Here is a 22,708-nt window from a genome sequence, read left to right as displayed (position 1 = left end):
TGCGGGAATCTGTTGATTGCCGACAACATACCAGAAGAAATTTGAACCATGCGAATAAGCGAAATCACCCAACATATTGAATCGATTGCTCCGTTAGCATACCAGGAGAGTTATGACAATGCGGGTTTGCTGGTTGGCAGCCCCTCCGATGATGTTTCGAATGCATTGATTTGCCTCGATGTTACAGAAGCAGTTATTGACGAGGCTATCACCGAAGGTTTTCAACTCATCATTGCCCATCACCCGCTTATTTTCAGCGGCATCAAAAAACTAAACGGGAAAAATGAAGTTGAGCGTTGTTTGCTGAAAGCGATCAAAAACGATATTGCCATTTATGCGGCACACACCAACCTCGACAGTGTACACGGTGGCGTTAACAGCAAAATATGCGAAAAGATCGGTTTGACGAATTGTCAGATTCTGGCTCCCGCGAAAAACCAGCTCAAGAAACTTGTCACCTTCATTCCAACAGAGCAAGCTCAATCGGTTCAGCAAGCTGTTTTTGAAGCAGGCGCCGGGCATATTGGAAACTATGATTCCTGCGGTTTCAGCCTAAACGGCGAGGGTAGTTTTCGCGGTAATGAAAATACAAATCCCTTTGTAGGTGAAAAAGGAGAGCTCCATACTGAAAAAGAAGTCCGGTTTGAAACCATTTTTCCGGCGAACAAACAAAGAAATGTGATTTCAGCACTGCTATCAGCCCATCCATACGAGGAAGTTGCCTACGATATTTTTTCACTCGACAATCAATTTGAAACGGTTGGTGCCGGAATGGTTGGTGAATTGCCGCAAGCTATGGACGAAGTTGGATTTCTGCAAATGGTGAAGAAACAGTTCGGCTGCGGAGTCATTCGCCACAGTCCGCTTTTCGGAAAAAACATCCAAAAAGTGGCGGTTTGTGGTGGTTCCGGAAGTTTCCTTATTCGTCAGGCAATCAATTCGGGAGCCGACATTTTCATTACCGGCGATTTAAAATATCATCAATTTTTCGAGGCTGAAGGGAAAATCATTTTAGCCGATATTGGTCACTTTGAGAGTGAACAATACACTAAAGAAGTTTTTTATGAATTACTTACGAAAAAATTCCCTAAATTTGCCATCCGTTTGTCGGGTATCAATACGAACCCGATTAACTACTTGATTTAAAAAGAACAAAACAGCATTCAAAATATGAATACACAGTATCGCGAAGAAGACAAAACCGTGCCAATTAGTGAGAAACTGAAAGCACTTTTCGAATTACAAACCGTTGCGTCAGACATTGACAAAATCAAGATCCTGCGTGGCGAGCTTCCTTTGGAGGTTCAAGACCTTGAAGATGACATCACTGGTTTGAAAACACGTATCAGTAATTTCGAAGACGATGTAAGAAACCTGGAAACTTCTATTCAGAACCGGAAAGCTGCTATCAAAGAATCTGAAGCGCTGATTACAAAATACACTGAACAGCAAAACAATGTTCGCAATAACCGCGAGTACGATTCATTGAACAAAGAAATTGAATTCCAAAAATTGGAAATCGAACTTTCTGAAAAACGCATCCGCGAATTCACAACAGAAATGAATTCAAAGAAAGAAACGATTGACAGTTCAAAAGTTCAGCTTTCTGACCGCGAAGAAGATTTAGATCGTAAAAAGAAGGAATTGGACGAAATTACCGCTGAAACAAAAATTGAAGAAGAAAAGCTGAAAGGTAAAGGCGAAAAGATTGAAAACATGATCGAGACGCGCTTACTGACTGCCTTCAAACGTATCCGCAAAAACGCACGCAATGGCTTGGCTGTTGTAACTGTGCAGCGTGATGCCTGTGGTGGTTGCTTCAATAAAATTCCGCCACAACGTCAAATGGACATTGCCAACCGCAAAAAAATTATTGTATGCGAATACTGTGGTCGCATCCTGGTTGACAAGGACATTCTGAATCCTGACGCTGTCATTGAGGATTAAGCTTAAATCAAGAATGATTATATAAAAAGTCCATCAGGCAAATGCCTGATGGACTTTTATTTTGCATCAACTTTTAACTTGTCTTGCTAATAACTTTGGGGCTCTTTACTTTCTTCCTTTTCATTCCACACAGCATTTCTCAAGCTTGATTTATCCTGAACTGCCCGGTCATACCATTCCTGCGTATAGCCAGCTGTTTGCCCTGAACCTCTTTCATCATTCATATAGCCATCAATATATTTCATGACCAAAAATTGTCCAAGTTCCCGCCACTCCTTCACCACCTCATTTGCATTGCCAGAGCAATAGTTATTCAGGGCCAAAATAGCGTCGGCTGGTTTTGTAGCATAAATTTTCAATGCAGCTTGTTCAACCGAATCCTGTCGCGCAAGCGCCTGTGTTTCCAATTGTTTTTGAACCGGAAGTACATCCTGAATCATATAACTGTATTTCAAATTGATGTAATTTGAAACAAAATTAAAGGCCCACCAGGCCGATTCCCAGGAAAATTTTCCCTGATCACCTTTTGCATAAGCTTCCGGGATCTCCTGAATAGCCGGGTAGAAGGGCGTATAACAATTGGTAAAAGTATCGTCGGGGGAGTACCACATCACTCCACCAATTGCATCAGGCAACCAGGCGCGGCTTTGACTGATGAACGAAAACGCCGTGTTTACATTCGAAATCGGACGCTCCCAGGCACAATCCTCACCATCCACCTTAAAAGTCAGCGGGCGATCGCGATTTGGCGTTCCGTAGGGACCTGCCTCCAACCCTTTGGTCATGTCCCAGCGTGTTCCTTCGTAATGATCGCGAACCAAAGCCATCAACTCAGCCACCCCAATTTTGTAATCAGGCTGAATGAATAAAGGATAAGGTTTTGCACCTTTCACGCCCCGGTGATAGTCGGGTGAGAAATTTTGTGACGGTGCAGCCCTGCGAAAAATACTCCAAACGCGGGATTCACAATACCGCAAACTCGCCGGAGTTGCGGGGCAATACACCTCGTTAAAACGAAAAGGTTCACCCGAATTCGGATCGTAGTAACCTCGTTCAATGGCCAACGAAACCACATTCTCAGAATACAGGCAATTCTCCGGATCATCCAGTGGAAATTCACCAATCCGAGAATGATTTGCATGAGCGGAAATCATGCCGTCAGGAACTTTCCGTGCGACCCAAACTGCTCCTTTTTGATCCGCTCCCGCACCGATCATTTCAAGAATCCAGGCTTCGTTCTTATCTGCAATTGAGAAAGATTCCCCTTCGCTGCCATAGCCGTACTCTTCAACCAACGAAGTCATCACCTCAATCGCCTCGCGAGCTGAAGCTGAGCGATCAAGTGCCAGTTCCATCAGATGCCAGTATTTTAAAAAGACATCGTGATTCCACAACTCTTCCCGGCCTGTAAATGTCGTTTCACCAATGGCGACTTGCTTCTCATTCATTTGGAAACCAATTCGGCCATAGGTATGTGCAATTTGCTTCACTTGTCCGTTTCCAACTTTCAGCCACTCTCCTTTTTCATGATCAGCTGCGGGATATTTTTGCAACTGCTGAATCCATTCGCCATCATTCAAATACACAATCATCGCCGATCCGTCTTTAGATGCACCGGGGCTCACCAAAATATTGGTACAAGCCCATGCAGAGGACTGGCCGGCAGTGAAAAATACCAGTGCTGCTAATAAAGATTTAAACATTGTTTTTCGTTTTCTATGTTCTTAATAATGTCAGGCCACAAGATACTAATATTCCAATATTCTCAACAAAAACGGTTGCTACAGCTCCCTCCCGCTACTTCGTTCTTCGCTTTAAGCGAAGAGAAATCAGCGGTTAACCATAATCCGAAATTCTATTTATTTGGGTCGGGAATCGAACTTCCAAATTACTAATTCTCGTTTGCGATTTTGCCCAATCGACATCCACATAACCCTTAACGAACTATTCACCAGCACCTTAATTGACAAATATCATTCTTTCATCGAGCATTTCTCCAAAATTAATTCCTAGCTTTAAATACCTCCTTCGTTTGATCGGCAGTCTTTTTGTAAAACCATTCTCTTCGTTTGTAGGAGAATTGACACTGCCCCAATCATTCCTTTGAAACAAACACACACCCACTAGTGGACTTGCCCGAATGGCGGGCTTGCAATTGAATACGATTCCCCGCAAAGGGAATCATGCCTAAACGCTGAAACGAAAGGAATGGAAAAATCAGATTCATCGGAATTAAAGAAGATTAATAACGAAATCGAACTCTTGAAGAAACGACTGGATCGAATTGAATCATCAGTAAAGACCATGTCGGCGACGAAAGCTGCGATTCAACCGGAAAGGCATTCAGCAGACAACGAAAGTATCGATATCGGCATTTCACTTGAGAATGAAAAATCTGTTGAGTTCAGAGTTGGTGAATACGGGATGGCTTGGTTAGGCAATATTGTTTTGCTTTTTGGAATAGCTTTTCTTGTCCAATACCTTACAAATCCACTTTTGTCTGCTCTTGTCGGATTTGTTGCTGTTGCTGCAATATATTCCGCTGCTCACTTCAGCCAAGCATCTTTTAGCTACCTCTCGAAACTCTTCACCGTTAACGGACACCTTTTACTGTTCTATGTAACACTTAGGCTCCATTTTTTTGAAACCGATCCGTTAATCGCAAGCAAAACTACGGGCCTTGCTCTGTTAATAGTAGTTTCCGGGATCTTGTTCTATTTGGCCTATAGACGTCAATCTGCGACACTGACATTCCTGTCCTTAATCATGCTCCTGATTACTGGGCTCATCGGCAATTCATTACCAGTCACAGCTGTCATTACACTATTCGTATCGATACTGGCCATCGTGGTATACGCCCGGTACGGATGGCTCAAACTCGCTTTTGCTTTTGTGTTACTTGTGTACCTCTTTCATTCCAATTGGCTGCTCAACAACCCGATCATGGGTAATCAGTTGACTTTGCCCGAATCACCCGGATTGAAATACCTGGCCTTCCTGCTCACTGCCATTATCTTTTCCTTGATTGCCATCCTTCCACAAAAAGAAAAAATATCAGATGAATTTCTAATTTCAGCGATAATCTGGAACGGCATTGGTTTCTCAATCGTACTGCTATTTTCAACCCTACTATACTACAAGGATTCGTATGTCCTTCTTTTTCTTTCAATCTCTGCAGTCTGCCTGTTTTATTCCATTCTGCTACAGTCAAAATCGGCGGTAAAAATAATTCCGGCCATGTACGCTCTCTATAGTTTTCTGGCGATGAGCGTGGCGTTTTATGGTATCTTTCTATTGCCCAAAGCCTACACCTTGCTTGCACTGCAAAGTATGCTGGTTGTTTCTATGGCACTTTGGTTTCGTTCTCGCTTTATTGTTGTGATGAATACGATCCTGTTTTTGGTACTGCTGGTTTTGTATTTAAGTGATGAAGCCAATTATTCCGGCACCAATTTTTCGTTCATGGTCGTTGCCTTTGTGACAGCACGGGTCATCAACTGGAAAAAAGAACGCTTAAACCTGAAAACCGAATTAATCCGAAATGTCTACCTGCTCGCTGGTTTTATGATGACCCTGGTCGCATTCTATCATGCGTTTCCCGAGTCCCTGATTACCGCATCGTGGATACTGGCAGCGATCCTGTTTTTTGTAACAAGCCTGGTATTGAAGAATGTCAAATATCGATGGCTGGCCATTGCATCAATGGTCGCCTCTGCGATTAAGCTCATTTTTTCCGACATGGCCAATATTGACATCGGCTACCGGGTTCTCTTATTCCTTGTTTTTGCCATCATCTCAATAACAGCCTCCATTCTTTACACCAAATTTTACAAGCAGAAAAAAGAATAGCAACAAATAAGTCTGACCAAATTATGACTAAAAAAACGAACATACCAACAAACCGGAAACTTCACAGTCCAGATAAAGCCGAAGGATTCCAGGTCCAGCGAAGTTTCCCCCAATTAGTTCTATTGCTCCTCTGCGCGACACTTATATTTTCGTGCCACCGTAAAGAGTCGGCTTACAACAAAAATGTTCTTCCGAATCAAGCGATAAAAGACACCTTAAAGTCGACTGAATATGCTGTTGAAGCGCCGCCGTTAACAGAAGGCATCTTTCCTTGTTCGGATTGTCACAGCGAACTGGAGCCCAATCCGGAACGCCGGACTCTGGACTGGCATGAGGAGATTACCGGCATTTTTGATCATGACAGTGAAAATCGCTGGTGTTTAGATTGTCACGACCTCGAAAACAGAGATTCGCTGCGACTGGCAAGTGGAAAGCTTTTGAATTTCAAAGAATCGTACAAACTCTGCGGACAATGCCACGGGGAAAAACTCAGGGACTGGAAAGTCGGGGTTCACGGCAAAAGAACCGGCGAATGGAATGGGGAAAAAGAGTACCTGCTTTGCGTTCACTGCCATAATCCGCATGCACCGAAGTTTGAGAGTTTAACACCAGAGCCTCCTCCCGTCCGTCAGGAGGATATCCAATAATTATTTTGATAACTGAAAAATTCATCCGAATGAAAGCAAATAAATCAAGAAGGTCATTTCTCAAAAATATATCATTTGCAACTGCCTCCGCATTAGCGCTGTCTTCCTGCGAATTAAAATCATTGGACAAATTCTTTCAGAAAAATTTCAGAACACTCTCAAAGAAGGAGATCGACCAAATGATAAAAGAACTGGAGGAAGATTACCAAACCAAATACGGGAAAGAATTTCATGTGTCTGCCAAACCTGCGACTGATCAAACACTGTTCGGTTATGCATTGGATATCTCCAGGTGTATCGGTTGCCGACGTTGCGTCTACGCCTGTGTCGAAGAAAATAACCAGTCGCGTGACCCGCAAATTCACTGGATACAGGTTTTGCAGATGGAAAAAGAAAAAGGTGTTGACTTTGCTCATTCCGATGTGCACTACAATCCGGAGAAAGTACCGGAAGAAGGGCATTTCTACCTGCCTGTACAATGCCAGCAATGCAGAAATCCGCAATGTACAACCGTGTGCCCGGTAAAGGCTACCTGGCAGGAGCCGGATGGCATCGTGGTGGTCGATTACAACTGGTGTATTGGTTGCCGCTACTGCATGGCAGCTTGCCCATACGGAGCGCGGCATTTCAACTGGGCTGAACCCAATGTCCCGGCTGACAAGATAAATACAGAGACTCACTACCTGGGCAACCGTCCGCGACTCAAGGGTGTTGTTGAAAAATGCACGTTCTGCATTCAGCGGGTAAGAGAAGGACGCTATCCGGCTTGCGTCGAAGTTTGCCCTGTTGGAGCACGCAAATTTGGCAACCTACTCGACCCGGAAAGTGAGATCAGGTATATTCTGGAGAACAAGCGGGTGTTGGTATTGAAACAGGAACTGAACACCCAGCCAAAGTTCTACTATTTCTTTGGTGTGTAACAAAGGTTAACCAAACAACAAATCGAACTTTTAATAGCAGAGATATGAATTTCATCCATTTTATTCGAGGTAGTTTGAAAATAATTTTCCAAGGTAGTAAAATGTACTATGCCTGGTTGCTCTTTCTTTTTCTGATGATTCTTTGGGGTGCGCTGGGATACGGAAACCAACTCGCTGAAGGACTTGTAAAAACACATATGCGCGATTCTGTGTCGTGGGCTTTCTACATCGGCAATTTCACCTTCTTAGTAGGGATTGCTGCGGCAGCGGTTATGTTGGTTATTCCCGCCTACATCTACAATTGGAAACCGATTAAAGAAATTGTGATCTTCGGGGAACTGCTGGCCGTCTGTGCTGTCATCATGTCCATTGCATTTATTATTGTCGATATCGGTAATCCGCAACGGTTCTGGCATATGCTCCCCGGCCTGGGAACGATGAACTTCCCTTCCTCCATGCTATCGTGGGACTTTTTTGTGCTGTTGACTTACTTGATCATCAATTTTGCTGTCGTGTCGCATTTGCTATACAGTATTTTCTACGGTAAAGAATACAACAAAAAAGCGGTGCTCGTTTTGGTTTTCATCAGCATCCCCATGGCTGTTGCCATACATACAGTTACCGCTTTTCTTTACAATGCTATTCCGGCCAGACCATTCTGGAACAGCGCATTGTTGGCTCCCCGTTTTCTGGCTTCGGCCTTCTGCTCCGGACCTGCCATCCTACTCATTCTGTTTCAACTGCTACGAAAATTCACACACTTCGAAATCAAAGACGAAGCCATTTGGACAATTGCAGAACTGATGGTTTACGCCATGTTTATCTACCTGTTTTTTACCGTTGCCGAACTATTCAAAGAGTTCTATTCGGGCACAGAACATATTTTGTATTGGAAATATTTACTCTTTGGAATTGGCGACAACAAAGAATTGGTCCCCTACAGCTGGTCTTCTATCATCATGGGGTGCATCGCTTTTCTGCTGTTCTTAGTACCGCGAACGCGGAAGAATTTTGTCACACTCAACATTGGGGCTGTTTTAATTTATGCCAGTGTTTATGTTGAAAAGGGAATCGCCCTTATTATTCCCGGCTTTACCCCCGACACACTGGGACAAATTTATGTCTACACGCCTTCGATGACCGAAATCCGCACTGCCGCAATGATCTTTTCACTAGGGTTTTTACTCTTTACTTTTCTCGTTAAAATTGCCATCGCCATCATTTTTGAAGACTACAGCGTAAAGTCTATCGAAAAAAAATTAACCATGTCTGAACAACGAAATTGACTTATTAAAAATCTTTTATCGCCCCGAATTGCCCCGAAGGATATTTACATTCTATTGAGTACCTATCCTTTTAAATTTACCCTGGAAACATCACCAATCAAGTATTCTTGAGTAAATAGACGAAACATCCACCAATTTACACCCCTGCATTTAAAATCGGGTGGAGTAACTTGCGCTGAAAATAATCATCCATAAATTTTTAAATTATGCCATCACCAATAGCAGAGTGTCTGTATTGTCAGAACAACGATACTTTACACAGTTTAATGATTAAAATCTGCGATCTGGAAGTCTCTCAACTTTTTTTATTTAAAGAACAATCGTACCACGGAAGATGCAATGTGGTTTATAAGGATCATGGAGTTGAATTCCATGAATTGAGCGACGAACAACGCGATGCCTTTATGCGCGATGTTGCCAAAGTAGGAAAAGCAATTGCTACAGCTTTCAATCCAACTAAGATTAATTACGGAGCCTATGCCGATACCTTATCGCATTTGCACATGCACATCGTTCCAAAATACAAGGATGCGTATGGTTTCGGAGGTGTTTTCGAGATGAATCCTCAAAAAACAAGCTTGTCAGACGCAGAGTATATTGCGGTAATCGATAAGATTAAAGCAGCATTGTAACCCAGCGTTAATTTTGGATTTAAAAGATTGTATAAAGGCCAACTGTTCAAGTCGGCCTTTTTTTTTTTTTCAGGAACGAATCCTTCTCAATTAAGTTCTTTTAGCTTGTAACTACCAGCTTCCGCCAGCTCCGCCCCCGCCAAAGCCGCCGCCGCCAAAGCCACCAAAACCGCCACCTCCACTAAAACCGCCGCTTCCGCTAAAACCGCCGCTTCCGCTTGAGAAGTTTCCATACGATCCGCGATGACTCCCTGATCCCATCATTCCGCCCAGTAACAGCCAGAAAGGTAAATTACTACCACCGGTATAATAAGATCGGCGACTGCGAAAGATTCCGATCACAATAATGATAATAAAGAGCAAAAAGCCGATTCCAACGCCACCAGCCGGAGCTCCACTTACTTTCTCGTGATATTGATCTGCAGTGTATTCCTTCGAGGCTAAAGCCATAATAACTTGTGTTCCGGCGACCAAACCGCCATAGATATCATTCTGCTTAAAACGCGGAATCATCTCATTGTCCACAATATCGCGATTGGCAACAGCATCCGGAATAATTCCTTCCAGGCCATATCCGGTAGCCACGAAAACCTGGCCTCTGGAGTCTGCTGTTTTTGGCTTAAACAATACAACAACACCGTTGTCCTTATCTCCTTGGCCAACGCCCCACTTCTCACCCAATTGGAATGCATAATCTGAAGCATCATAACCATTCAATGTTGGTACGGTTACAATCACAATTTGTGTTGAAGTTCGCCGGGCAAAGTTTTCAAGTTCACCTTCCAACTGGTTCACTTCGCGCGAGCTCAGAACATTTGCAAAGTCATTGACCAGCCGATCCGTTTTATCGGGAATATCCTGTGCGAAAGTTGAAAAACCAACTAGTAAGGCTACTAAAAAGAGAATTCTTTTCTTCATCATGTTTATTTTTTTCCGAACGATATTTCATCCGAAAGTTCGTTCACATCGTCACTTTGATACGGGAAATGTTTTTTCAACTGCTCACCGGCCATAATTATTCCTTCCGAAAGGCCATCGGCAAAACGCCCTTCCTTGAACAGGAAAAGCATGTGCTCTTTAATATTTTCCCAAAAATCATCAGCAACTTTTGCATTAATTCCGGCATCACCTAAAATGGCAAACTTGCGGTCGCTAACTGCCAGATAAAACAGGACACCATTCCGAGCGGCTGTTTTGTGCATTTTCAGTTGGCCGAACCAATAGGCGGCACAATCCAGCGCTTCGCCTTTACAACGTCCTTCCACATGCACCCGGATTTCGCCCGAAGTGTCCAATTCTGCTGCCTTTATGGCATCAGTTATATGCTTCTTCTCTTCTGCTGTAAAAAAATCTGCTATTGACATTTTTTTTGTTTTAGTCGAAGTTTACAACCGGTGCTTTATCAGCACCTTGCTCTGCTGCGAAATAAGCTTTCTTTTCAAATCCGAACATATTGGCATAAATATTCTTCGGGAAAGAACGAATATAGGTGTTGAAACTTTGAGCCGACTCGTTAAATTTACGCCGTTCAACAGCAATTCTATTTTCAGTTCCCTCCAATTGGGCCTGCAAATCCAGGAAGTTTTGATTTGCCTTTAAATCAGGATAACGCTCAACAACAACCATCAATTTACTCAATGCCGAACTTAGGCCAGCCTGAGCATTTTGAAATTGCTCCAAATTTTGTGGCGTTAAATTGTCAGCATTTAAGTTTACTGAAGTCGCTTTCGAACGGGCCTCAATTACTCCCTGCAACGTTTCCTGCTCGTGCGAAGCGTAGCCTTTCACTGTATTTACCAGATTGGGGATCAAATCAGCACGACGTTGATAAACGTTTTCAACTTGTGCCCAACTTGAGTTCACTCCTTCATCCATCCGAACCATGTTGTTGTAGGTTCCCTTAAATGACGAATAAATAACTATAATAACAACCGCTACAACAGCTAGAATTATCCAAGATTTCTTCATTATAAATTAAATTTTAATCGTTGACTTTATTTTAGAAACATAAATATTGCGAAAAAGCTCGGTTGAAATTCCACTTTTTCGGGGAATACTCCGATTTTGCCGTTGTATAGTATTTATCAAAAGGCGGACCAAAAAGAAAAACCTGACAAAACGGGATAGATTTTGAACGGATTACGGAGAATCAGCCAGAATTTCCTGATTTGATTTTAGAAAGCAAGGGAGGAAAGAAGAAAAAACGAAATAACCGTTAAATGGTATCGCTGTATTGCTTGAGTGTAAATGTGAAAGTACTGCCTTTCCCCTTTTTCGATTCGACTTTAATCACTCCTCCATTCGCTTCAACGAACTCCTTACATAGCAAAAGTCCTAAGCCGGAACCGGTTTCGTGATTGGTTCCATAGGTTGTAATATGAGCTGTAGAGTCAAACAACTTTGGAAGATCGGATTGCGAAATGCCAATGCCCGAATCCTTCACGGAAATCGCCAGAAAATCGCCTTCCAATTTGGCGAGCACCTGAACTAATCCACCAGACTCTGTAAACTTAATCGCATTCGAGATCAAATTCCGAAGAATCAGGTTAACCATATTGTGATCCGCATAGGCTACCAGATCACCCTCAAATTCTGTCACCACTCTAATTTTTTTACTTTCAGAGGCGCGAAAATTGAGTTGAATATTATTCTTCACCAAGGTCGGTATATCCAATTTTTCGGGCTTATAGTTAATCGTGTCTTTCTGGCTTTTTGCCCACGAAAGCAAATTATCTAACAAGAAATAGGTGCTTTCTGCTTCATCGCGAAGCTCATTGATGATTTGTCGGCGAAGCTCCTCGGTAAACATTTCGGGGAAATCAGCCAATTGCCCAATCACATCTTTAAATGCACCAATCGGATTTCGAAGATCGTGCCCAATGATCGACATGAATTTATCCTTGGTTTCATTGACTTTTAAAAGCTCCTTATGTTGAAGTCCAATCTTGCGGTTCTTTTCAGTCAATAAATCATTCGCCTTTTTCCGCGACTTAATGTAGCTCAGCATGACCAGAAAAACCACAAACAGGGACGCAATTCCTAACGACAAAATAAGCGTGTTCGACGTTTGCTTTTTAATCTTCAGGTCTTTGATCTGATTATCCTTTTGAAGCAGCTCAATTTCACTCTGCTTTTGGGTCATTTCCATCTCAGCCTTAGCCTGAGTAAAGGCACTCGTTCTTTCCTGACTGTATAAAGTATCTGTAATTACGGTGTATTGCTTCAGATTTTCATAAGCCTCCTTGCTCTTCCCTTTTCGGTCAAGAATTTGCGACTTGATCAAATACGCCTGCTGCTCCAAATCGATAATCCCGCAGGTTTTCGCAATATCCAGACACACGTTTATCTGCCTCAGTGCCTGATCCAGATAATTCAAGTTGTAGCTAATCTGGGCTAAGAATAAATTGGCAGTTGCAATCCCCTCTTGCATTTTAACCTCTTCAAAGATCGAAAGTGCTAACCCGATATAATGATCTGAATTCCGGAATTCTTTCTTTTTCAAATATACCTCTGCCAAACCAATCCATCCGTAGGCTTTATAGTAATCGCCCATATCAATGCTATCTGCAATGTGAATTACTTCATTATAATAAGGGATCGCTTTGTCAAAAAGGCCTTTGTCTTTATATATTTCGCCGATATTGTTCAGAACAGCCGATTGCCCAACAAAGTCATTTAAGCGTTTGTCGACTTCCAGCGTCTTCTCATAATACTCCAATGCCTTATCGTAATCCTTCCAATAGTGATAATTAACAGCAACATTGTTTAATATCCGCGCCTGTATTTTTTCATCGTTGTGTTGCTCGTAATAACTTAATGATTTGAGTAAATACCTCAGTCCGTTGACCCGATCTCCTCTCGTTGTCAATATTGATCCAATATTCAGCTCAATTGTAGCAACCCGATCATCCAGCCCCAACTCTTGAGCTTTTTTCAACGAGCTAAAAAACAAATCGAATGATTCGGAGTAGTGTCCCAGATTCATATGGTAGGCAGCCAGCGAATTCATGGCCATGACAACGGATTCTTCATCCTCTAACTCTTTTGCTAAAGCCAGTGCCTTTTCGCTGAAAGCTTTACCTTCTTCAAAGTTCCCGGTAAAAATATGACCAGCTCCAATTCGCAGATAGCAAGCACACTCCTGCTCCCTGTTATGATGCTCCAATGCAATTGGCAGAGCTAATTTCCCGTAATAAATAGTCTTGGATGGATCAACGAATGAATATTCCTTAGAAAGCTCCAGATACAAATCAGCCAGCTCCTCTCCCTTAACCTGAGGTAACAAAGCTGAAAGACTATCAATCTTCGCCGTTTGTGAATAACTTATAAGCGCACTTAAGCTAAAAACGACAAGGCAAATGAATTTATAAAGCGTTCTCTTCAAGCAAATCCGTTTTTTCGTGAGATTAAAAATAGACTTATTTCCCTGTTTTTCAAATATGACTTAAGAAAACATGAGATGATAGGGACGAGAAATATCATTTTTTAGTTCCTCAACGCCAAAACTCCTGCTTTTTCGCAAAAATTCACGGCCTTCAAAGAATACAACAATGGTTGGAACTGTAAAAATACGAAACTGCCCTGCAATATCAGGGTGCTTATCCAATGAAATATAGACTAAGTTTAATTGTTTAAAGTTAGCCTCAACCATTTCTGCAACTCTGGGCTTCAAGACTTTGCAAACCTGACAATCATTGGTCGAGAAGTAAGCGATAACAGCGGGCCTTTGTTGCACGAAGTATGAAAACTGGAGGCTTGTCCCGTTAAATTCAGTCATCAGTATTGACCTATGCTTAACAATACTAAGGTGCAGGCAATCTCCGATTCGATTCCGACCTTATCTAACCGCTCCTTAAATTTTTGATTCTCTGTTCCCGGGTTAAATATCACCCGACGAGGTTTCAGCCGTTCAATATAATCCATATATCCATCCTGATTTTGGGGACCGACATACAAAGTCACGGTATCAATGTCACTAAATTCTTTGGCTTCAGTTTCAAACGTAACATCTTCAACTTTTCCGATACGAGGCGCTAAAGCAACAACCTCGTGATTATGTTGTCGCAAGGCCTTTATCGCCTTATAGGAATAGCGTTCCGGTTTTTCGCTGGCTCCAATCACCAATGTTTTCTTCATCTGTTATGTCTTTTGAATCAATACGACTGCATAGGCTGAAATCCCTTCTTGTCGGCCTTCAAACCCTAATTTCTCAGTGGTTGTGGCTTTTACTGAAACGGCGTCAGCTTCAATATCGAGCACTTCTGCCATCTTATCCTCCATAGCTGGAATAAAATCTTTTAACTTCGGTTTTTGAGCAGCAATGGTCGCATCAATATTACCGATTTCATAGCCTTTTTCGGCTATCAGTTCTTTACATCTCCGAAGTAAAATCTTACTGTCTACATTTTTAAAATCCGACGAAGTATCCGGAAAATGATACCCGATGTCACGCAATTTTGCAGCTCCCAACATCGCATCGCATATGGCATGAATCAACACATCACCATCAGAATGTGCAACCGTTCCCTTGGTATGCGGAACAAGGATGCCGCCAATCCACAGACTTTCACCTTCTGCCAGACTATGTACGTCATAGCCGAGCCCTACTCTTATTATCATCTTCTTTTGCCGCTTAATTGATCGAAATCGAATGCCAGAGAGAAACGCAAGGTATTCTCCAATGGATGATTCCGCTGTGTTGGAAATAAATATGAGAAGTCTAATGTAAACACATTCAATTTAAAGCCTGCACCGGCAGTCAGATACTTGCGGTTACCTTTGTTTTCATTTTCATGAAAATATCCCGCACGTAGTGCAAATTGGTTTTGGTACCAATATTCAACACCTAAAGATACCGTGATCTCTTGCATTTCTTCCTTGAATCCGCCCGGAGCATCCGAAAAAGAGCTAAAGATACCTCCAATCACAGATTTATCCTGGCTAAAACCGCCACCAACAATTACGCCATTATCATCGGTAATAGACTGGGCATTTGGAGTTGGAACCAACAACTTGTTGAGGTCTACTGCAAAGTTCAATGAATTATATTGATCCAGTTCCATTTCGTAAGCAACCCCTAACCGCAAGTTGGTAGGAATAAAATCCTTCGTTTCCCCGTCGGTATAAGAGATTTTGCTACCAATATTTGAAATGTTAACACCCGCAGAGAAAACTGAATTTTGACGATTATGGCGCATCTCGTTGCGATAATAAAATGCAATATCGGCAGCGAATGAATTTCCGGCATGAGACTCAACTCCTCCAACAGGCATTCCACCGGTCAGGTCGGAACGAATATACCGCAGTGCAACTGATCCCGAAAACTTCTCTGATAACATTCTGGTATAGCCCATATCAAAAGCAAACTCGTTCGGATTTTGCTGTCCTTGTAGTTCCCCGTATTCGTTGCGAAAAGTAATCCCACCCAATGAGAAATACCGTAGAGAAGCACTCACAACCTGCTGGTCATCAATGCGCTTAAAAGCAGACAAATAAGCAAGATTAATATCGTCGACCAGGTTTCTTAACCAGGGAGAATATGACAAGGCTACTCCCAAATCTGTTTCGATAAATGCATATTTCGCGGGGTTCCAGTGCTGCGAATTCATATCGGGTGAAGTTGCAACACCTGCATCCCCCATTGCACCGGCCCGGGAGTCGGGAGCAATTGTTAAAAACGGAACAGCTGTCGAAACCACATTCGACCCTGATGTAGAACTTTGAGCGAAAGACCTGCCGGTACCTAACAAAAGGGCCACCACAAGTATCGTCAACACCAATTGACCTCTCATTTTTTTCATTTTATAGATTGTGCTGCAAAGATATATTTTTGAATTAAATCGGACTTTTAACTTATGAAACGAAATTTGTCCCTAAAAAGTATAATCTCAACGCTTATCTTCTCAAAATAATCAAGACTCCAGATTTACTGGAAGAAGTGCCATCTGAACCGGTCATAACAACCCTGTAATAACACGAACCACTTCGAACAAGTACCTGTCTGTCTGAAAGCTGCCACAAGACCGGCTCGGTTTCTGTTCCCTCCGAAATTAACTTCTCTTTCAGAATATCTATGATACTTCCTCGCGAATCAAAAAATTCGATTTGGGCATCGAAAACTTCTCCCGGTCGGTTGTGAATAATTTTAAACCGGGTGTATTCCGACATTGGATTGGGATAACAAATGACATCGTCAATCTGTAAATCCTCACTAACAACAAAATGAACCGTTACTTCAGTTGAGTTATTCATCACATCCCAAACTTTTATAGTCAGGGTATGCTCTCCAACTGTTAATCCACTCATCGGATAAACCAGTGTTCCCGAAGTGTAACTATCCAGATCGGCCAGGTAATAGTCATTCAAAACAATCACATTGGAATAATCACCATCCAGCACTGCTGTTATATCGTGCCCAATGCCCGTCCCTAAAGTATTAATGCCGCTTTCATCGGTCAAGTTCAGGTATAAGAGTGAATTTATACCAACCTGATCGCCGGATTGAAAAGTTGGATTATTTAAATAAAGTTCCATCTTCGGGCCCTCCATATCGGAGACTTCGTTCCCCGAATTGCCCCCGATGATAAACTCAGAGTTCGCCCCATGCGCATCAATACTATCGTTGCTGGCATAATATAGAATCTTCCCTGTTCCAACGGCGTAGGAAATATCCTTTGGAACAATGAATGTAAACTCAAACTGACCATTTTTCACAGAGGAAACACCGCTGTAAATCCTGTTGTTTCGAACATTATATTCGAAAGGTGTTTGCCCTGCATTCCCCAATGTTTCGGCAGTCATTTCCTTGTCATAGACGACCGGAACCAGCTCACCGTTAAAATCGCTCATAAGAATTCCGTCTCCATCAACCACCTCACCGGTAACCACTACTTTCGACAGCGCACCAATCGGCTCAATCAGCATCGCAGGATCAACACCATTGATTGTCCGCGTAACAACATTGTATTTTGGTATTGCCAACCGAAGTGCCGGATCTCCCAAAAACATGAAATTTCGTTTGTTTATCCCAGTCGACACAGCATTCTTGGTCTGTTTCATCACATCTCCCATCCGCAAGTAATTACCATCTGCATCGCGTTTAAAAAGCTGATTATAGAACTCGCTGTTTAATACAAAATTCGGGTTCGAATACACGACTCGGGTCGTGCTAAAGAGCGCTACGCCACCACCGTTGGGATTAAAAAGAATGTGCTCCCCTCCCGACTGCTCCTCCCCATCGAATCGGCTAAACTCGCAGGTTGCGGTCACAAAAACCGGTAGTTTATTGTAGTTGGTCCACTCGTCAATATCCTGAACTCCGAGCACTTTCTCAGCAGCCAAAGCCGTTTCGTTGGCATGTCCGGTATAATTCAGCACCAATACGCCATCTTTCACCCTGCTGTTAATTGCCGTCGTAACTTCCGGATATTGATCTCCTGCCGGTGTTGATTGCTCGGTAAAGGCATCAAAATAAATTTTACTCGTTGCCACAGCCTGCATATCAGTATTGACAATCGTCGCTAAACGATCTGCTTGCGAAACATGCGCATTCGAATCCTCATCATCAGCAATAAAACAAATAACATTTCGCCATTCACCCAAGGCAGCAGAACTAACGTAGTTTTTTATCTTATTGATAACAACCTGCGCCTCCTCTTCTGTTTTTGCGGGAATTCGTCCAACGCCCAAATCAATTAATCCGTTGTACTCCCCTTCCTCCGGATCAAGCAAAACAAAAAAATCGTCCGAAACGAATGAGGCTGTCGGCAATAACGAATTCTCTGATTGATAGGTGGGAATAAAATTCAACCCCTCACCCAATATATTTTTATTATCATATGAGCCATCACCTAAAAACAACACATATTTCAATCGCCCTGATTCATCAGTTGATTTATTGTAGCAGAAGCGCAAGAAATTGCGGATCCCTGCAACATCTGGCATTCCCGATGAAAATTCATTGTAAATCTGTTCCGGTTCAACAATCGCGATTTGCATCTGATCTTTTTCAAAGTGAAAAGATGCCAGTTCTTCAGCGCTGCTCAAAAAATCAGGATGACTAATAATAATCATATCCGGAATATCCATTTGATGCAGATTTTGAGTTGAGATATCTTCAACCTTTTCGGCTTCAGGAATCGTTCCATTGGGATAAAAAGCAACAAACTCCCTCAAATAGTCTGTTATTAAGGTGAATTGTGTCAAAGCCGTCTGGTTCGTGTATGACACCGTTTTGGGACTCAAATAGTCAGTCACATCCCAGATTTGCAAATTATCACTTGCATTACTCAAATTGAAGCGACTTACTTTTCCAACACCAACACTTTGCGGTACCCTGAAATTTAGCACCGAGCCATCCATCTCCAGGTATCTGTATGCATTGAGTTCAATATAATCCAACCAACCAACAGCCGAACTATTCGATGCCCCATAGTCAAATCCCAAAACACTCGAAACGTCCGGATTGGACACTAAGGTTCGAACCTGTCCAACATTAGCATATTGTCCGATCGGATCGCTGGTATCAACAGCAACCATCCCCACAGAGGCTCGTAATGCGCCATTGTAATAAACAGAAAAAGACGAACTCTGAGAAGACCGACCTGCGGTTTCAGTATATATATTGAATGGCTCACTGGTCACGGGATTATTCACGGTAAAGCTGTATTGCCGTGATTGCCCGTTTTGAAATCGGTCTCCAAACCACCGTCGCCCGGATTGTATCAAGTTCTCCTGATCAACTTCATAAAGCTGATAATCCAAAAAGGTCGTCACATTATCTGTATAACTGGAAGTTTCTTCCGGCAGTTCCGGCACTTCCATTGGTGTTCCCTGATCGGACAAGTAAAAATAGGTGACATCCGAATAATCATTTCCAATGTGTTTGAACGCATCAACCGATTTGTAATACGTCCATTCAACAGTTCCTGACGAATAGAAAAACAGACAATCTGCATTGCTGGCATCTTTACCGTACCACACCGGATTTTGTTGCAGGTCGTCTATCGTGGGATCACTATTCAACTTTGAAAGCATGTAACCACCGTTCCCGTATAAACAAACAGAAGCCGGTTCATTAAATCCCCAGCTTCGCAGCGTATTGAAACTGATTTTATAAATTCCCCGCTTTTCAGCTTTAACTTTCACCCATTTTCCACTTGCCAATACTGACGAGGAAACCCAATCCGCGATACCATTTCTAGTTTGGACTGCTGCAGAAAAGCGCTCTGGAGTCGTTTGATCTGCAAGCGATAATCCTGTCATTGCCCGATCTTGAGGCAAACTGCCAAAAAGAGGACAGATTCCTAAAAGATTTATGCACAGAAGCAATAATATTATCGGAAGGAGCGTTTTTCTCATGCGGCAATTTAACAATTCCTGACTAATAACGAGTTTGTGCTGTGTTTATTTCAGGAAAGCTAAAATCTTCGTATGCCTTAATCTTTTTACGACAAAAGACAGCAAGCATACAATAAGAATAAGCATTGCAGCGTTAGATCAAAGTTCTAAAAGCTGTTCAATTCAACTTGAACTATTTAATTATATTTGTCGAGAATAAACCAAACTGAAAATTCAGAAAGATGAAATTTAAGGCCATATTATTCGTGGGTTTGACCGTGCTCTTCGCCAGTTGTAGTCTGTTTAAGAAAGATGGAGGTGGATTTAGCAATAAAAATTCTTCAAACACAACTGGCTGGGAATATAATAACCCTGAAAACGGAGGTTTTCAAAACGATGCAGATTATGCACAATTTGCCGGGCCTGGATTAAAATTCATTCAAGGCGGTACTTTCACGATGGGACGTGTAGAGCAAGATGTTATGTACGATTGGAACAACATACCCCGCCGTGTAACTGTTGCTTCTTTTTATATGGATGAGACTGAAGTTGCAAACGTTGATTACCGGGAATATCTATTCTGGATCCAACGAGTTTACCCGGAAAGTCGCGAAAGATATTTGCAGGCACTGCCTGACACGCTGGTTTGGCGTGAAGAGTTGGCCTACAACGAACCCTACCTTGATAACTACTTGCGTCACCCGGCATATAGTAAGTATCCGGTAGTTGGTGTAAACTGGGAACAAGCTACTGCTTATTGCAAATGGCGTACCGATCGTGTAAACGAACAACTATTGATTAATCGCGGTGTTTTAGCGCACGATGCCACCCAAGGCGGTCAAAATGTATTTACAACAGAAACTTATCTCGCAGGAATGTACGAAGGTACTCAAGGCGAGAAACCAATTGAAGATGCCAGTGGAAACGCTCGTAAAATACGTTGGGAAGATGGTATTTTACTTCCCGACTATCGCCTTCCAACGGAGGCTGAGTGGGAATACGCTGCTTACGGCTTAATCGGTAATACAGATGGTGAATTGTTGACAGAACGCAAACTATATCCTTGGAACGGAAGCTATTTACGCGACGATAGCCGCAGAGAACGTGGACAAATGAATGCCAACTTCGTTCGTGGACGTGGTGATATGATGGGTATGGCGGGTGCGTTAAATGATAATGCAGATATTACAGCTCCCGTAAATTCATATAATCCAAACGACTTTGGTTTGTATTGTATGGCGGGTAACGTTAACGAGTGGGTCGCCGATGTTTACCGTCCTCTTTCTCAGGAAGAAGTAAACGAGTTCCAACCATTCCGCGGAACTGTTTACACCAAATATCGTCAGGATGAAAGCGGAAACCTAATGCGTGATGAGTTTGGTGAATTGTTGGTTGATACAGTCGCTGACTTCCGCAATTTCCAGGATGGAGATTATCAATCTCAAATTATTGAAGGCCAAGACTGGAATATGGAAAAAGACAACCTGAATACTGAAAACATGTATGTCCAGTCAGACGGTACTGACGGAGGATTCACATCTTTAATAACCGACAAGATACGTGTTTACAAAGGTGGTTCATGGAAAGATCGCCCTTATTGGATGGTCCCGGGAACACGTCGTTACAAAGATCAAACAGAATCGACAAACGACCTTGGATTCCGCTGTGCGATGACCCGTGTCGGAAGCCCGCAAGGATTTTAATTCGAAACAAATTGATATAACAGATAAAAACCTCATTTTTGCAATGAGGTTTTATTTTTTTTATACCCCTATGAATACATCAGAACTCTACGAACTTTTCAAAAAATATCCAACAATTTCAACAGACAGTCGCCATATTCTGGAGAACAGTATATTTTTCGCGTTAAAAGGTCATAATTTTGACGGGAATCAATTTGCAGCTGAATCTCTTCAAAAAGGTGCTGAATATGCCGTAGTCGATAATCCGAAGTACGCCAATGATCCCAAAATAATATTGGTTGACGATGTCTTATCTACCTTGCAGGATTTAGCGAATCTACACAGGAGGACGCTAAAATTACCGGTGCTGGCAATTACCGGCACAAATGGTAAGACGACCAGCAAAGAACTGATTGCAACAGTTCTGAAGAATCGATTCAGCGTCACTTTCACCCAAGGGAATTTAAACAACCACATTGGAGTGCCGCTAACCTTGCTCCGAATGACCGAAGAAACCCAGATCGCTGTTATTGAAATGGGAGCCAATCATCCGGGCGAAATTGCTGAACTCTGTAAAATCGCAGAACCAAATTTCGGACTGGTGACAAATATGGGTAAAGCTCACCTCGAAGGTTTTGGATCGTTTGAAGGAGTGATCAAAACAAAGTCGGAGATGTACGATTTCCTAAGGTCAAACAACGGGAAATGCTTCATTAACGCTGATAACGAGTTACTACTTAAACAAGCTGAAGGACTGGAACACTTGAGTTACGGAACAAGCGACAAAGCACAATTAAAAGGCGAATCCGAGGGATCCTCTTATTTTCTGACAGCCAAGATTCTGTTTCCGAAAGGCTGGCTTTACTTTCGTTCCAAATTAGTCGGCTCCTACAATTTTGAAAACATCATGGCCGCTGCGCGTGTGGGTTTGTATTTCGACATTGATCCCCTACTCATTCAAAAGTCGGTTGAGAAATACGTTCCTACCAACAACCGTTCACAATTCATTCAGCATGGTGCCACCCGCATCATATTGGATGCCTATAATGCCAACCCGACAAGCATGTTGGCAGCGTTGGAAAATTTCAAAAAAATCAATCACTCCTCTAAAACTGTGATTTTGGGCGACATGCTCGAATTGGGCGAATATGCAAAGGAAGAACATCAGAAAATTGCTGACTTCTTAACCGAACAGGATTTTGACGACATCTACCTGGTGGGACCCAGTTTTTGCCAGGTTGAAACCGCTACAAAAGCAAAGAAGTTCGAATCAATCGAACTTCTCGCAAAATACCTATTTCAACAAAAACAAATGAAAAGTAACTTGATCCTGATTAAAGGGTCCCGAGGTATTCACCTCGAAAAGATTTTGGATCATCTTTAATACAGAGACCAATACTCACTAAA

Annotated in this window: 19 protein-coding genes; 9 read left to right on the top strand and 10 right to left on the bottom strand. The window is 42.5% G+C overall.

The window, feature by feature from the left end; genetic code table 11:
- Positions 1 to 48: 48 nt before the first annotated feature.
- Positions 49 to 1,146, top strand: coding sequence for a Nif3-like dinuclear metal center hexameric protein (locus tag GJV22_RS17995; protein WP_163717205.1), 1,098 nt, complete (start codon positions 49 to 51; stop codon positions 1,144 to 1,146).
- Between the two features lie 24 nt (positions 1,147 to 1,170).
- Positions 1,171 to 1,947 carry a zinc ribbon domain-containing protein gene (locus GJV22_RS17990; protein WP_163717203.1) on the top strand — a complete coding sequence of 259 codons (777 nt, stop codon included), beginning with the start codon at positions 1,171 to 1,173 and terminating at the stop codon, positions 1,945 to 1,947.
- An 86-nt stretch (positions 1,948 to 2,033) separates the two neighbouring features.
- Here GJV22_RS17990 and GJV22_RS17985 read toward each other — a convergent pair whose 3' ends face one another.
- Positions 2,034 to 3,650, bottom strand: a complete 1,617-nt coding sequence (locus tag GJV22_RS17985) for a dipeptidase (RefSeq protein WP_163717200.1) — start codon at positions 3,648 to 3,650, stop codon at positions 2,034 to 2,036.
- Between the two features lie 505 nt (positions 3,651 to 4,155).
- On the opposite strand from GJV22_RS17985, the gene GJV22_RS17980 reads away from it, so the two are divergent.
- The 5 genes from GJV22_RS17980 (at position 4,156) to GJV22_RS17960 (ending at position 9,281) form a co-directional block, all read left to right on the top strand.
- Entirely contained in the window at positions 4,156 to 5,796 is a 1,641-nt protein-coding gene (locus GJV22_RS17980) for a hypothetical protein (protein ID WP_163717198.1), read from the top strand.
- Between the two features lie 23 nt (positions 5,797 to 5,819).
- Positions 5,820 to 6,443, top strand: a complete 624-nt coding sequence (locus GJV22_RS17975; protein ID WP_163717196.1) for a cytochrome c3 family protein — start codon at positions 5,820 to 5,822, stop codon at positions 6,441 to 6,443.
- Between the two features lie 29 nt (positions 6,444 to 6,472).
- Complete coding sequence (locus tag GJV22_RS17970) at positions 6,473 to 7,363, top strand: 4Fe-4S dicluster domain-containing protein (RefSeq protein ID WP_163717194.1); 891 nt, start codon at positions 6,473 to 6,475, stop codon at positions 7,361 to 7,363.
- 44 nt (positions 7,364 to 7,407) lie between these two features.
- Positions 7,408 to 8,649 carry a sulfate reduction electron transfer complex DsrMKJOP subunit DsrP gene (gene dsrP, locus GJV22_RS17965; protein WP_163717192.1) on the top strand — a complete coding sequence of 414 codons (1,242 nt, stop codon included), beginning with the start codon at positions 7,408 to 7,410 and terminating at the stop codon, positions 8,647 to 8,649.
- Between the two features lie 206 nt (positions 8,650 to 8,855).
- Positions 8,856 to 9,281: an HIT family protein gene (locus tag GJV22_RS17960; protein WP_163717190.1), complete on the top strand. Its 426-nt coding sequence runs from the start codon at positions 8,856 to 8,858 to the stop codon at positions 9,279 to 9,281.
- Between the two features lie 111 nt (positions 9,282 to 9,392).
- Here the strand turns inward: GJV22_RS17960 and GJV22_RS17955 are convergent, their stop codons facing one another.
- The 9 genes from GJV22_RS17955 to porU form a co-directional block, all read right to left on the bottom strand.
- Positions 9,393 to 10,202, bottom strand: a complete 810-nt coding sequence (locus GJV22_RS17955) for a TPM domain-containing protein (RefSeq protein ID WP_163717188.1) — start codon at positions 10,200 to 10,202, stop codon at positions 9,393 to 9,395.
- Positions 10,203 to 10,204: 2 nt separating this feature from the next.
- Positions 10,205 to 10,645 (bottom strand): TPM domain-containing protein, encoded by a 441-nt coding sequence (locus tag GJV22_RS17950; RefSeq protein WP_163717186.1) that lies wholly within the window; start codon positions 10,643 to 10,645, stop codon positions 10,205 to 10,207.
- A gap of 10 nt (positions 10,646 to 10,655) precedes the next feature.
- On the bottom strand, positions 10,656 to 11,249 hold the full coding sequence (locus GJV22_RS17945; RefSeq protein ID WP_163717184.1) for a LemA family protein: 594 nt from the start codon (positions 11,247 to 11,249) through the stop codon (positions 10,656 to 10,658).
- 247 nt (positions 11,250 to 11,496) lie between these two features.
- Positions 11,497 to 13,665 carry a tetratricopeptide repeat-containing sensor histidine kinase gene (locus tag GJV22_RS17940; RefSeq protein WP_163717182.1) on the bottom strand — a complete coding sequence of 723 codons (2,169 nt, stop codon included), beginning with the start codon at positions 13,663 to 13,665 and terminating at the stop codon, positions 11,497 to 11,499.
- A gap of 60 nt (positions 13,666 to 13,725) precedes the next feature.
- Positions 13,726 to 14,058 (bottom strand): thioredoxin family protein, encoded by a 333-nt coding sequence (locus tag GJV22_RS17935; protein ID WP_163717180.1) that lies wholly within the window; start codon positions 14,056 to 14,058, stop codon positions 13,726 to 13,728.
- Positions 14,058 to 14,417 (bottom strand): CoA-binding protein, encoded by a 360-nt coding sequence (locus tag GJV22_RS17930; RefSeq protein ID WP_163717178.1) that lies wholly within the window; start codon positions 14,415 to 14,417, stop codon positions 14,058 to 14,060. Before GJV22_RS17930 ends, GJV22_RS17935 begins: the two co-directional genes overlap by 1 nt.
- A 3-nt stretch (positions 14,418 to 14,420) precedes the next feature.
- Positions 14,421 to 14,900 carry a 2-C-methyl-D-erythritol 2,4-cyclodiphosphate synthase gene (gene ispF / locus GJV22_RS17925; RefSeq protein WP_163717177.1) on the bottom strand — a complete coding sequence of 160 codons (480 nt, stop codon included), beginning with the start codon at positions 14,898 to 14,900 and terminating at the stop codon, positions 14,421 to 14,423.
- On the bottom strand, positions 14,897 to 16,072 hold the full coding sequence (gene porV, locus GJV22_RS17920) for a type IX secretion system outer membrane channel protein PorV (RefSeq protein ID WP_238480358.1): 1,176 nt from the start codon (positions 16,070 to 16,072) through the stop codon (positions 14,897 to 14,899). The genes ispF and porV overlap by 4 nt, the downstream gene beginning before the upstream one ends.
- A gap of 103 nt (positions 16,073 to 16,175) precedes the next feature.
- Positions 16,176 to 19,544: a type IX secretion system sortase PorU gene (porU, locus tag GJV22_RS17915; RefSeq protein ID WP_163717173.1), complete on the bottom strand. Its 3,369-nt coding sequence runs from the start codon at positions 19,542 to 19,544 to the stop codon at positions 16,176 to 16,178.
- A 317-nt stretch (positions 19,545 to 19,861) separates the two neighbouring features.
- On the opposite strand from porU, the gene GJV22_RS17910 reads away from it, so the two are divergent.
- Both GJV22_RS17910 and GJV22_RS17905 read left to right on the top strand, forming a co-directional pair.
- Positions 19,862 to 21,322 (top strand): SUMF1/EgtB/PvdO family nonheme iron enzyme, encoded by a 1,461-nt coding sequence (locus GJV22_RS17910; protein ID WP_163717171.1) that lies wholly within the window; start codon positions 19,862 to 19,864, stop codon positions 21,320 to 21,322.
- A 70-nt stretch (positions 21,323 to 21,392) separates the two neighbouring features.
- Positions 21,393 to 22,685: a UDP-N-acetylmuramoyl-tripeptide--D-alanyl-D-alanine ligase gene (locus tag GJV22_RS17905; protein WP_163717169.1), complete on the top strand. Its 1,293-nt coding sequence runs from the start codon at positions 21,393 to 21,395 to the stop codon at positions 22,683 to 22,685.
- Positions 22,686 to 22,708: the final 23 nt, after the last annotated feature.

It is taken from the genome of Mangrovibacterium lignilyticum (assembly GCF_010882175.1).
Classification (GTDB): domain Bacteria; phylum Bacteroidota; class Bacteroidia; order Bacteroidales; family Prolixibacteraceae; genus Mangrovibacterium; species Mangrovibacterium lignilyticum.
This window is presented reverse-complemented; position numbering and strand designations above follow the sequence as displayed.